This window comes from Cytobacillus citreus (assembly GCF_018343665.1).
GTDB classification, from domain to species: Bacteria; Bacillota; Bacilli; order Bacillales; family Cytobacillaceae; genus Cytobacillus; species Cytobacillus citreus.
This window is the reverse complement of the sequence record NZ_JAGYPM010000007.1, coordinates 68,513-81,065: the sequence shown is the minus strand read 5'-3', so window position 1 is coordinate 81,065 and position 12,553 is coordinate 68,513. Positions and strand designations below refer to the sequence as shown.

Sequence of the window (12,553 nt, the reverse complement as noted above, 5' to 3'; positions counted from 1 at the left end):
CATGATTAGGAGGAACGAGGATGAGTCTAGATGCATTTTTGCACAATCTACATTTTGATATTGACAAACTAAGCCCGCCGGATTGGGAAGTGGATTGGGGTGATGCCCCTTACCCTTATAAGATTTATCGTGATCTGCCAGTAATTCCGTTATCTCTAGAAGTACCGCTTTCGCTTGAAGGATTGGAAACACCATCGACACCTGATCTTTATAGGTTCGGTCATTTTCTATGGTATGTATTCGGCCTAACCCAATTTAGCCAGTCAGTTTATACGTTAGAGGATAGCATTGAGCTTGTGCAGTCTTATAGACGGTTTGTTCCTTCTGGCGGGGCATTGTATCCAAATGAAATATATGTATATTTGAAGCTGAAGGATTTGCCTGAAGGGGTATATCATTACGATGTGGCACATCATGGTTTAGTGCTTCTGCGAGAAGGAAATTTCGATTCATTTATAACCAGGGCTCTTGGAAATAGCTGTGATGTGTCGTCTTGTTTTGGTACGGTGTTTGTATCAACAATGTTTTGGAAAAATTATTTTAAATACAATAATTTTTCCTATCGTCTGCAAGGGCTTGATGCTGGTGTAGTGATTGGACAATTACTGGAAGTATCGAAACGATATGGCTTCGAATCGGGTGTGTACTTCCAATATCTTGATCGGGCAATTAACCATCTTCTTGGTCTTTCCGAAGAGCAGGAAAGCGTGTATGCAGTTATCCCGCTGTCTGTGGAACTTACAAACTGGTCACCTAACATAGGTGACAGGGAGGGAATTATCACTGACGCAGAATTGAGCAATGAGTTGACAGTCATTCAGTATAATCATAAAGAGCGGTCACAGAAGGTTGAAGAGTGTTTGATGTTAGTTAAGATGAACGAAGCGTCTATGCTAGAATCAACACAATCGTTTCAAAATATTCATGTCAATAGGAATTTGAATTGTGACGGTCATGTAGTAGAGTTGCCTCGTGTGAAGAGGTTGTCGTATGATTTGGCATCATTTTGTAAAGAGAGATTTTCACCGGACATGGATTTCGTGTTGGGCAAGGTAAGTGCATCTCAATTGGCCACTCTTTTACAAGAGGCGACGGCTTCTTTTTCGTATCGAAATGATTTAGATGAAGCTTATTTTAGAAAAGAGCCCCGTGTCTCACTATATTGCTGTTTGTATAATGTTGAAGGAATTGCAAACGGAGCTTATTATTATGATCCCTTCGATCATTCCTTGCGAGAGATAAATCTTGGAGACCAGCGATTTCAGCTGCAAAGCGGGATGACTGGCCCTAATGTAAATTTGATTCAAGTTCCAATCTCTATACATGTGGTTGGAGAAAAAGATTACAATAAATCGACTCTTGGATACAGAGGATATCGCATACAGCAAATAGAAGCAGGTATGCTTGTGCAGCGATTACTAATAGCGGCGTCATCCATTGGAATGGGGGGACACCCACTCCTCGGATTTGATGCGAAAATATGTGATGAGATTTATAAGATCGATTCCCAAGAAAAAACCAGCCTCATCCAAATCCCGATTGGCCCTTATCGAGATCGACCATGGTTAAGGGGAACGCTGCTTAGTTAATAAAGTTAACAGCGAAAAAATATTTTAAGATAGACCAATTGATAAGAGAGGAAATTACTTTGTCTCTTTTAATTGGTCTTTTTATTTGTTTAACTTAAAGTAGTGAGCAACTGTGTTTTAGAAAAGTATATAACTATTTGAGATAATTAAAATCATTTATAATTAATATTGTAAAGATAAACAATATAAGTCATTTTCAATACTTTTCATTTATTTAACGAAATTTTCAACTCGATTTATTTTAAAAAATGAAAGTATTCAGTTTAACGCTAAAATGAGGACAAGATGGAGGTATGTATGCAAAAAAATAAAAAAATTAGAGATAGGGGTATCTCAATTGGGGCACTTAAAACAGGCAGGAATAACTGTATTACCGATGTAGCAGGGGTAAAAGTTGGTCATGTTACACTTGCTCATCCATTAGAGGGAGATGAATATTCTTGTACAGGAGTAACAGCGATTCTTCCTCATGGTGGAAACTTGTTTAGAGAAAAAGTGGTTGCAGCTAGTTATGTATTGAACGGATTTGGAAAAACAACGGGATTAGTACAGGTAAATGAATTAGGTGTGATCGAGTCTCCTATTATGCTTACAAATACTTTTGGTGTTCCAGCCGTTACTCAAGGGACGTTAGAGTATATGCTTGATATCACTCCAGAGATCGGAGAAACAACAGGGACAATTAATATTGTAGTTGGGGAATGTAATGATAGCCATTTGAATTCAATTCGGCATTTTCCTGTAAAGCCAAATCATGCGAAGGAAGCGATTTCTAAAGCCTCCACAAACGTATCTTCAGAAGGGGCTGTTGGAGCAGGTAAAGGAATGGTCTGCTTCGGATATAAAGGCGGAATTGGAAGCTCCTCACGAATGATTATTGATGAAATTGAAGGTAAGGAATACACAGTAGGATGTATGGTATTAAGTAATTTTGGATCAAAAGAAGAGTTTCCATCCAATCGGTTTTCAGGACTTGAAACTCATGAAACTGCAATATCCAAAACGACAGATGGCTCGATTATCATTGTTCTTGCCACAGATGTGCCTCTCAGTGATAGGCAGCTGCTAAGAGTCGCCAAGCGCTGTGGAATTGGATTAGGCAGATCAGGCAGCCATTTTAACCATGGCAGCGGAGATATCGTTATCGCATTTTCGACAGCTCAAAAGGTTTTTCATCATAATGAACAAGTTTTTGAAGCCACTCAGCATATAAGAGATGATCATTCAATGATGAATCAACTATTTGCCGCTGCAGCTGAATCAACAGAAGAGGCTATTTTTAATTCACTTTCCCAAGCAGTAACAACACGAGGGAGAAAAGGGAACATTGTCGAGTCATTGTTTCCTGAGTGAAAGTTGCCATTCTTTTAATTAATCTGTAAGACGAGCAGGATGTCCTATTTTCTAGAATCCCTAGATTATGTTATAATTTTTCTGCTTTGATAAAAGAAAATGAATAATTGTACATATGTTATGATCGAAAGTAGGAGCGCAACATGAGACTGATAAACATAGACGAATACGATCCGAATCTTATGCAGCTTGCTCGTCCTGTTTTTGATAGGCAAAGAAGAGTATTGCTTGCTGCTGGGAGAACGATTCACCCGGTATATTTGGAAAGGCTTGAATCAATAGGTGTACGCTATTTATTAGTTGAAGATGCTCTATCTGAAGGGATTTCCATGGATGAAATTGTTGATGCAACGACTTGGATAGCGGCTATTGAAATTATTCAAAAAGCATTTCAGGATGTTGCGCAATTTGGCAAGCTGCCCATACTAACTTTACAAAAGCTTGTTTCGAATCTAGTGGAAGAGGTTACAAAGCGGAAAGCAATCGTTTTAATCCCGACAACCTCACTTGCCGAGGATTTACGAGAATATGCTCATGTGGTAAATGTTGCACTCTTATCCTTGCATCTTGCGAACAAAAAGCAGATTCCTCCTAATCAATTAAGGGATGTTGGTCTTGGAGCATTGCTTCATGATATAGGGAATGCTATCAAGGTTAGTGAAGAGGGGCATCCATTAATGGGATTTAACTTCTTACGGAAAATCAGAGAAATAAGCTTACTATCTTCTCATATGGCATATCAACATCATGAAAAGGTAGATGGAACTGGTTTTCCACGCGGCATAACAGAAGATCAAATTCATGAATATGCCCAAATTTGTTCCATTGCTAATATGTATGATAATCTCTTATCCAGTCAAGAGATGCCACCGCATGAAGTGATGGAATGTATTATGACGAAAGCAGGCACAAATTTTAGTATGGATTTTGTTCAACTATTTGTGGAAGTGGTTCCTTCTTATATACCAGGCACAAGGGTGATGATGAATAATGGAAGAGAAGCGATCATCACAAAGATAATAGGAAGTATGCAGAGACCATACATTCGTTTTATCGAATCTGGGGAAGAAGTATCGTTAGTATCCAACCCTACTTTATTAATAAAGGAAGTTCTTCAAAAAAAGATACGAGAAGATTCTAGGATTTGAGTGCCAGTTCTCAAGATGCTAACAATTTAACTCAATCAATTATGGATAAATTGGCTGCCTTTCATGTTAGGCAGCCAATTTAATTATATGGTTTATGAAGAATTCTCTTAAGTCACAGGTCAATTTCCTTTATCATCCTTTTTTTTGAAAATGAATTGACGATGGTATAAAAGAACTATATGATTAAAATATAAATTATAGGATAATTCAGAAAAACTTAATACTGTATAGTAGAAAAGGCAAATTCATTGAAAAATGAAGACGCAAAGCTATAGGGGCTAAAGTTGATTGACAATGCCAGCCAGTTACCGAAATCACTAACCATGTAATGGATTAATCGGTACAGATTAATCTTTTTTTGTTTAAGGAATTAATGAATATATTTCATTTCCGTTGAACAGGCTAATTTAGCCTGTTGAAAATCTATTTTTGGAAGTGTTTAAAATGGCAAATATGAAAGGTATTCGCTATATAGTAAGAATCATTGACCAGTTACTAAAAAAAATCGGTACAGAAAAGGATATCCTTTCTAATGAAAATTATTTGGAGATTGAAAGGAATATTGAATATCCAGAGGATAGAGAGGTCATAGATTCATTACTTTTGGAACTTCAGGTTATAAATGATCAAATAGAAAACATGAGATGGCTGAATCAGCATTATAAAATTCTTCATGAATTTGCCCAGGTTTGCAGCAAGACGCTGAATGAGGAGATCCTGCTTAAAAAGGCTTACGATATGGTCTCTCAAGTAATGTCTACTGATTCCTTTTATATGGCATTATATAATGAAGAAAAGCAGAAAATTCATTTTTTGATTATGGTAGAAAATGGTCAGATCTATCCGAATAGAATTGTAGACATGGGTGATAATTATACTTCGAAGGTTATTGAAACAAGAGAAATAATTCATTTAAAAAAAGAAGCGCAAGCCTATGAATCGAAAGCAAAATTTGGAGTAAAGGAAACAAGGTCTTGTATTTTTGTACCTGTAATTATCGATGATCATGTAAGAGGGGTTATATCAGCCCAAAGCTTCTCGGATTTTGCCTATCGTAAAGAACATGAGGAGCTTTTGCAAATAATTGGATCTCAAGTAATCAATTCAATTGGAACAGCTAGGCTATATGAAAAGATTTTTTTAATGTCAAGGACAGATGAATTAACAGGATTGAAAAATCACCGTGCTTTTCACGAAGATTTAGCTAAGCTTATGAATGAAAAAGTTCAAGAAAAAATGACTCTCATGATGATTGATTCTGATCATTTGAAGCGGATTAATGACAACTTTGGGCATGATACAGGTGATTTGTATTTAAAAATATTAGCAAATGGGATTAAAAGTGTTTGTCATGATCAAATTGTTGGCTATCGATATGCAGGAGATGAATTTATGCTGATTATCCAATCTCCATCGGATGTAGAGTCAATCTATGAAAAACTCTTCGAATTTTATAGAAAAAACCCAATCAAAGTATCTAATAATGAAATTCCTATTTCAGTCAGTGTTGGCGTAGCAATGTATCCAGAACATGGCAGGACTGTTGATGAATTGAAGAAGTCAGTTGATCAAGTGTTATACAAAGCAAAGCAACAAGGTGGAAATCAAATCGTGATTGTGAATAAATAGTTTAGGTCAAGCGGGAAGACAGAAGTCTTTTCGCTTGGCTAATTGGAAAGTAAAGGTTTATTAGTGTACTAAAGTGAAAATGAAGTTTCGAAAATATATCTATTAAAAACATTGAAAAAAAACTAAGGCATTCACCAAAAGGCTTGGCGAGCACCAAGTTTTTTTAAGCTGACACTTTAGTTTGTTCATTTTCAAAACATATAGAAGTTTACAGATAAGGAAGATTAGTTAAGCTCCTCCCAATCGGAAAAATGGCCGCTTCCGTTACAGCCAGGACAATCAAATGAATTTCCATAAAAGGCAAATTCATTAACAGGATATGACATGAAGCCCCTGCCATAGCATTCCGGACATTTATCTGCTTCTTTCATTTGAGAGACATGGTTTTCATATCTTGCTGCTCTCCAATCGTTAAAAGCTTTTACTAGCCCCATATTTTTCACCTCCAAATTTTTTTCTTATTTTTTGTAAAAATGAAGATTTTTATTCATTGGATAGATTAATCACATAAGTTTTCAAGACAAAACTTGATTACTTTAACACAACTTCTATGCTAAAAATATTTAGTTGTGAGACAAGAAAAAAGAAATCTCTTATGAGTAGTAGTATAATGTAGGGTGAATCAGGATAATTTTAGATTAATAAGGGTTAAATATTCCTGACGGAGTGAAGTGAAGGGAGATTTCGATTAATGAAAATATTAGGTATTTCAGGGACAATTTTGGGAGCAAAGACAGCGATTTTAGTAGAGGCTGTTCTGAAAGAAATCAAAGAGAAACACCCTGAAATTGAAACTGAGCTGCTTGACTTAAGAAATATACAAATGGAATTCTGTGATGGCAGGAAACCGGAATTATATAATGATGATACAAAGAATATGATTAAAGCCGTATCTGATGCAGACTTTTATCTAGTGGGATTCCCAATATTCAATGGATCATTCCCAGCGCCGTTGAAAAATTTATTTGATATCGTTCCACCTTCCGTTTTTCGCCATAAAGTAATGGGGTTCGTAGCAAATGGAGGGACTTATCAGCATTATTTAGTCGTCGAAAATCAAATGAAGCCGATTGCAGGTTATTTCAGGTCCTTTGTAGCGCCAAGCTATGTGTATGTTAATGGAAGCCACTTTAATGAGGCGAATGAGATCGTTGATGAAGATGTATTAAAACGCATTGAGGATTTAGCGGATGAATTAGTTTATATGCAAAACGGTTTAGGCCGCAATAAGTAGTTTTTATTATCAAGTTAATCCTTTTTCAAGGCAGTCTAGTTTATCACTAAGCTGCCTGATTTTTTGGTTAACAGAAAAGGTGAATATTAATGAATTTAAAGGAAATCACACTCCGTCATTTAAAAATGCGAATGAAATCTCCATTTTCAACAAGCTTTGGAACTATTCAAGATAAAGAGTTTATTTTACTAGAAGCAAAGGATGAAAGCGGAAATATCGGATGGGGTGAATCTGTTGCTTTCTATTCACCTTGGTATACGGAAGAAACTCTAAAAACAAATTGGCATATGCTTGAGGATTTCCTCATTCCGGCAATATTAAATAAAGAAATTCAACATCCTGATGAGGTTTCTGACATTTTTTCATCTATTCGCAAAAATAATATGGCGAAGTCAACGATTGAGGGAGCCATTTGGGACTTATATTCTCAAGAAAAAGGAATTTCCCTTGCAAAAGCACTTGGGGGAGAGAAAAACAAAATTGAAGTAGGCATCAGCATTGGCATTCAGAATACAGTTGATGATTTATTGAATTTAATTGATGAGTATGTCGCTGAAGGCTATAAGCGGATGAAGGTAAAGATCAAGCCAGGCTGGGATATAGAGGTTTTGAGAGAAATAAGAAAACACTTCCCGAATGTGCCGCTAATGGCAGATGCCAACTCAGCTTACCGACTTAAAGATATTGATCATTTAAGAAAACTGGATGAGTTTGAATTAATGATGATTGAGCAGCCATTAGCCTCTGATGATTTCATTGATCACGCAAAGCTTCAAAAAGAAATCAGCACTCCTGTTTGTTTAGATGAGAGTATTCATTCATATGTGGATACTCGAATGGCTATTGAAATGGGAAGCTGTAAAATTATTAATATTAAAATCGGACGTATCGGCGGATTAACCGAATCCAAAAGAATCCATGACCTTTGTCAAAAGCACAATATTCCTGTCTGGTGCGGGGGAATGCTTGAAGCTGGCATTGGAAGGACACATAATATCGCACTCACATCATTAAGTAATTTTGTTTTACCCGGAGATACGGCAGGCTCTTCACGTTATTGGGAACGGGATATTATTGACCCAGAAGTTATTGTAGAGGATGGTTATATCAACGTTCCAGATGTACCTGGTATTGGGTATGAACCGAATACAGAAACGATTAAAACATTTACTGTTTTCGAAAAAACTTTTTCTTAAAGGAGTATAAAAGGAGAACTGAAAAATCAAACAAAACAGCCCTTCTCAATTGAGAAGGGCTGTTTTGTTGTAAGAACAATTAATCCTCTAAACGAGTTATTCATTACCACTGTACCACCATTTTAACACCTATGAATCAAGGTTTTCAACCATATTTTGTAAAGTTTTTATTGGGAAGTTTTTCGATTTAGATATTTAGAAGTAATATCAGAATACTAACAACTCTATTTTTCTTGCTTATTTACCTTTTCTTCATTTTATTAATTGAATTATTTCCACCCAGGAGGCTGGAAATAGCAGTGCAGAGAACAGCCAGCAAGCTAGGAATTATAGTGGAGCGGGAGCGGATAAAAATCCACAAAACCCTAAATCTGCAAAATCGCTAGCAGGGAACAACGGGCAAGGTGGGAATACTAGTGGATCCGGTGGAGGTATAAATCCGCAAAACCCCAAATCACCACTATCACATCCAGGGAACAGCCTGAATATGGGGCAGTCGAAGCCGGCCGCAAAAACCGAAGCACTGCAACCAAAAAAACAAGAAATTGAGCCGACACCATCACAGTTAACTAGCAGAAGAAGTGGACCAGTCATTGAGGAGCAGACAGGTCAGATAGGTGAACCAACTGTTACACAGTCTTCAGGCAGGATAAGTGAATCAACAGGTACTGAGTCAACAGGTACTGAGTCAACAGACAGGATGAATAAATCAGTTTCTGCACGGCCGGAAGAGCAAAAAAAGGAATCCGTGGCTGAACATTCAACAGACTGGGGGCAGACACCGGATGAACCAAAGTCGACAGGTTCTGGTAAGCCAACTGGGATTAGGGGCTTCTTGAAAAAAGCTATAACATCACTGAAACAGGCAGTGAACCCAAATATTCATGATGACAACATATCTGCAATTTTGGAGGAAATAGAAAGAGAGTCAAAAAGAGAGTCAAATAAATTAAAAAATTCTATGCAAAAACTGAACAAACAACAGGAAGTTGCTTTGCAGGATAAGATAATGCAGATCAATAAAGTAAAAAAACCATTAAACAAGCACCGTTTAGATTCTGATTCTAAAGTCCATGAACATACCTCCATTTCAAAAAAAGACATGAGAGGTGAAATTACAAAGCAACAAACATTGAGAAAATCGACAATAGAGACTGAACATGCATTAGGAAAAGACAGTGTCACAGCAACAAATCAGCATGCTAAACCGGATGAGAGAAGAATTGAAAATGCCAGCGCAACAAATATAAAAGGATTATTAAAGAAAGACCTTGCTAGCCCCGACTCAAAAAATAATAAGAAATTTACTGAATTATATAGAAGATTAAGTAAAATGGAAGAAGGACTAAATAAACACGAAACACATCAAAGGAAACATGAAACACCTAAGAATGAAAATCATCATGGATCAGGACGCTCAATTATTTCTAATCAAAAGCCTAATAATAGTCAAACGCCTCGGAAGAAACAGCAAGGACACTCGAATGGCACTGGTGGAACTAGCTCTAAGGGCTCCTATACACTCAAACCAGGGAAGAGAATCACTGTCTCCTACAAAGGTAACTCAGGGAGAAGTGGAGGCAGCAGTTCCGGAAGAAAACATCGATAGACACACATCAGATAGGAAGAGAGTTTCACAGTCCCGCTTTTCCAACTTTTGTGTATTTGTTCAAGGAGACACTACAGCTTATTCATTAGCAGTGGTCAAAAGAAAATCAAAACGCTCACCGACGACAGTAATTGGGATATGATTTTGAACCAAACATCATAATTGGTGACTCTGTCCCAAAACCCTGAAGTTTATCGCTTTTGTTTACCCTAAAACTGCTTGGGTTGCACTTTTACATTGTTCTATCCTGTTTTATGGTAAAAGGCAATTATAGTTTTGCCATATTGTATTTTTTTCATACCTATTATTTTTTGCCTAGCGAAGATTGTCGAATATTACTTACACAATATTTTACGAAGACCCCGACTGTCGAAATTTTATATTTTTATTAAAGAGTCCCATACGTAGGGCGCCTTTATAATATACATTTATTCCATCAATGATTTAAGGTGTAATTACATCTGTTTCAATCAAACGTGGATGAATCATTTTCGCTTTTTCATATGTTTCAGCTGTGTTAACAGAGTATACATGTAATTTTAGGCCTGCTTTTCTAATTTCCTTAGCTGTTTCTTCATCTACATTTTTAATCGATGTTGTATAAATGGCATTTTCATATTGCTTTAACTTTTCGATATCGCTCTCTAGATTTGTTAATGCATTTCCAAGGAATGTTACAGTTGCTTCTGGGTACCATTCGTTAAATTGATCTCTAATGTCATCATTACTTAAAACAAAAAATGAATGATTTAATACTTTAGCTTCTTCAGCTTCTTCCATAAGACCGTCTACGAATTCTTTGTCATCCCAATCACCTTTTGAGCCATCAAAATTGATACCAAGATTGTATTTATGTGCTTCGTCTAATACATCTTCCAATGTTGGTACTTTATATTCTGTTACATTTCCTGCTTTGTCTTCTATCTCAAAACTTTGAATTTCTTCTAATGTCAAATCTTTAACATTTCCAGTGCCAGTAGTGGTACGATCGATAGTTTTATCGTGCATTAAGATATAGTGACCGTCCCTCGTTTTTTGGACATCAATTTCAACAAAGCCATATCCTAATAGTCCAGCCTGAGTTATCGCCTCTAATGTGTTTTCAGGCGCTGCTACTTGAGCACCACGGTGAGCACTTAACTCCGTTTTACTGCTATTTAACCAGTTATCATTCGGTGCTGCACTTGCAGCATTTCCAAATAGAGATGTTGCTAATACAATTGGTGCAGCTAATGATAAGATTTTTTTCTTCTTCATTTTTACACTTCCCATTCTTTAAAAATTATGTACATCTTTACACTACACATATGGTGTAAATAGGAGATTAATTTTTATTATTTGTCTGTAAAATGATTAGTTTCTTTTTCTGTCAATTATTTCTCCTCCTTTAATTATTTAACTAAAATTATAAGAAACAATTATTAAGAATTGATTCGAATGTTATTAATATTTAGTTAATATGTCGAATTAAGTATATTTGTAGCAATAATATTGGAATTAAAAGAAAAGAGTAACAATAAGACTAAGTTGCTAATATGAAAAAGTCTTTATAGGAATATCAAAAGAGGACACATATGATCACTTATAATTGATGATTGACCTGGGAGGCTAGGATATCTTCTTGGTGCAGGTGTAAATGCTAAACTATATGTGGAGATGCAGCTGACAAATGCCAGATGACACCACCACATGTAAAGCGTGAACATTGGGGATTCGATGACCCAGCCGGTAAAGAGTGGTCCGAGTTCCAACGTGTTCGCGACGAAATTGGTGAACGGATTAAGCAATTTCGTGAAACAGGGAAATAAGAAACACCTTACATAAATAAATAACGGGTACAGGCAGGGTAAATAACAAAAATATAAATGGCTGGTTCATTGGTTATGTGGAGACCAAGGATAACGCTTATTTCTTCGCAACTAATTGCAGACATCGCAACACTCTTTCTTTTAAAATGAATGGACCGAAAATATCGTATTTCAAAATAATGTTTAATGTAAGTTTTTGGTTTTGGTTCGTCATAAATAATTGGGTAATCTTTTAACCATTTCTGGGGGATATGCCAAATGTGATAAGATGACAAATGTTGCTAAAAGTGATGGATCTGGCAGCATTTTTTTCTCTCATATCATTCAATACCGAAGTTTTGTAGAAAGCTATAGACTATCATTTAAATATTATCTGCCTATTAATCCGTTTTAAAGAGGGAACTGAAAAAGACTAATACACAATAAAAAGAAGCTGATTATCTACTATATGTAGAAAATCAGCTTTTTTTATTTTCTGTATATTGACATGTTCTGTGAATTTTTAATCCTCTATACGAGACTTTTATATTTCTATCGTCTGGCACGGCATTGGAACAGGAACATTGAAATTTTAATCCTCTAAACAAGGTTTTTTTCTAAGAAGATAGAGTCAAAACAGTCCCCTTTACGTTGCAAAAGTGTTAATCCTCTAAACGAGTTTTTTCAATTCTACCTAACTCAACCAAGGGTTTCAAGAGCCAAATTACACAACTTATTTTATATTAGTAGAAACATTATGTAAACTATGGCTTGTTGGAACATCATTTCTTTATACTGATATACACAACACCAGCTGAAATAAAGCTTAATCGATTAAAATATTTCACGAAAATGACATGCTATTATAGCTTTTGGACATCTTTTATGGGCGTGCATTTCTTGGTCTGAGGAAAAAAACAATCAAGCAACTAAAATTTCGAAAGAAAAGCTTTATTAGCCTCTCCGTTACATTAAACATTAGTTAGCGGAAACCTTTAGAATCGAACG

At 36.1% G+C, this 12,553-nt stretch carries 9 protein-coding genes, 2 pseudogenes and 1 riboswitch; of the genes and pseudogenes, 9 read left to right on the top strand and 2 right to left on the bottom strand.

Annotated features, from left to right (window positions below):
* Window positions 1-20 precede the first annotated feature (20 nt).
* The 4 genes from KHA94_RS22850 (at window position 21) to KHA94_RS22835 (ending at window position 5,719) form a co-directional block, all read left to right on the top strand.
* Window positions 21-1,589 carry a SagB/ThcOx family dehydrogenase gene (locus KHA94_RS22850; protein WP_213104403.1) on the top strand — a complete coding sequence of 523 codons (1,569 nt, stop codon included), beginning with the start codon at window positions 21-23 and terminating at the stop codon, window positions 1,587-1,589.
* 297 nt (window positions 1,590-1,886) lie between these two features.
* Entirely contained in the window at window positions 1,887-2,942 is a 1,056-nt protein-coding gene (locus KHA94_RS22845) for a DmpA family aminopeptidase (protein ID WP_213104402.1), read from the top strand.
* 143 nt (window positions 2,943-3,085) lie between these two features.
* Entirely contained in the window at window positions 3,086-4,090 is a 1,005-nt protein-coding gene (locus KHA94_RS22840) for an HD-GYP domain-containing protein (RefSeq protein WP_213104401.1), read from the top strand.
* A 228-nt stretch (window positions 4,091-4,318) separates the two neighbouring features.
* Window positions 4,319-4,403: riboswitch (cyclic di-GMP riboswitch) on the top strand.
* 131 nt (window positions 4,404-4,534) lie between these two features.
* Window positions 4,535-5,719: a sensor domain-containing diguanylate cyclase gene (locus tag KHA94_RS22835; protein WP_213104400.1), complete on the top strand. Its 1,185-nt coding sequence runs from the start codon at window positions 4,535-4,537 to the stop codon at window positions 5,717-5,719.
* A gap of 224 nt (window positions 5,720-5,943) precedes the next feature.
* On the opposite strand, the gene KHA94_RS22830 is transcribed toward KHA94_RS22835, so the two are convergent.
* Window positions 5,944-6,153 carry a methionine aminopeptidase gene (locus KHA94_RS22830; RefSeq protein ID WP_213104399.1) on the bottom strand — a complete coding sequence of 70 codons (210 nt, stop codon included), beginning with the start codon at window positions 6,151-6,153 and terminating at the stop codon, window positions 5,944-5,946.
* A gap of 257 nt (window positions 6,154-6,410) precedes the next feature.
* On the opposite strand from KHA94_RS22830, the gene KHA94_RS22825 reads away from it, so the two are divergent.
* The 3 genes from KHA94_RS22825 to KHA94_RS22815 all read left to right on the top strand — a co-directional run bounded on the left by KHA94_RS22825 (window position 6,411) and on the right by KHA94_RS22815 (window position 9,758).
* Window positions 6,411-6,953: an NADPH-dependent FMN reductase gene (locus tag KHA94_RS22825; protein ID WP_213104398.1), complete on the top strand. Its 543-nt coding sequence runs from the start codon at window positions 6,411-6,413 to the stop codon at window positions 6,951-6,953.
* A gap of 89 nt (window positions 6,954-7,042) precedes the next feature.
* Entirely contained in the window at window positions 7,043-8,149 is a 1,107-nt protein-coding gene (gene menC / locus KHA94_RS22820; protein WP_213104397.1) for an o-succinylbenzoate synthase, read from the top strand.
* A 487-nt stretch (window positions 8,150-8,636) separates the two neighbouring features.
* The gene (locus KHA94_RS22815; protein ID WP_213104396.1) at window positions 8,637-9,758 is read left to right on the top strand and encodes an AAA family ATPase; all 1,122 of its coding nucleotides are present in this window, start codon (window positions 8,637-8,639) and stop codon (window positions 9,756-9,758) included.
* A gap of 444 nt (window positions 9,759-10,202) precedes the next feature.
* Here the strand turns inward: KHA94_RS22815 and KHA94_RS22810 are convergent, their stop codons facing one another.
* The gene (locus KHA94_RS22810) at window positions 10,203-11,015 is read right to left on the bottom strand and encodes a glycerophosphodiester phosphodiesterase (RefSeq protein ID WP_213104395.1); all 813 of its coding nucleotides are present in this window, start codon (window positions 11,013-11,015) and stop codon (window positions 10,203-10,205) included.
* A gap of 386 nt (window positions 11,016-11,401) precedes the next feature.
* On the opposite strand from KHA94_RS22810, the pseudogene KHA94_RS22805 reads away from it, so the two are divergent.
* Both KHA94_RS22805 and KHA94_RS26750 read left to right on the top strand, forming a co-directional pair.
* A pseudogene (locus tag KHA94_RS22805) lies at window positions 11,402-11,566 on the top strand (low molecular weight phosphatase family protein); the annotation flags it as partial.
* 23 nt (window positions 11,567-11,589) lie between these two features.
* A pseudogene (locus KHA94_RS26750) lies at window positions 11,590-11,802 on the top strand (hypothetical protein); the annotation flags it as partial.
* Window positions 11,803-12,553: the final 751 nt, after the last annotated feature.

Coding starts and splice junctions, on each gene's coding strand:
- KHA94_RS22850 (WP_213104403.1), top strand. CDS start 21: ATGAGTCTAGATGCATTTTTGCACAATCTACATTTTGATATTGACAAA.
- KHA94_RS22845 (WP_213104402.1), top strand. CDS start 1,887: ATGCAAAAAAATAAAAAAATTAGAGATAGGGGTATCTCAATTGGGGCA.
- KHA94_RS22840 (WP_213104401.1), top strand. CDS start 3,086: ATGAGACTGATAAACATAGACGAATACGATCCGAATCTTATGCAGCTT.
- KHA94_RS22835 (WP_213104400.1), top strand. CDS start 4,535: ATGGCAAATATGAAAGGTATTCGCTATATAGTAAGAATCATTGACCAG.
- KHA94_RS22830 (WP_213104399.1), bottom strand. CDS start 6,153: ATGGGGCTAGTAAAAGCTTTTAACGATTGGAGAGCAGCAAGATATGAA.
- KHA94_RS22825 (WP_213104398.1), top strand. CDS start 6,411: ATGAAAATATTAGGTATTTCAGGGACAATTTTGGGAGCAAAGACAGCG.
- menC (WP_213104397.1), top strand. CDS start 7,043: ATGAATTTAAAGGAAATCACACTCCGTCATTTAAAAATGCGAATGAAA.
- KHA94_RS22815 (WP_213104396.1), top strand. CDS start 8,637: ATGGGGCAGTCGAAGCCGGCCGCAAAAACCGAAGCACTGCAACCAAAA.
- KHA94_RS22810 (WP_213104395.1), bottom strand. CDS start 11,015: ATGAAGAAGAAAAAAATCTTATCATTAGCTGCACCAATTGTATTAGCA.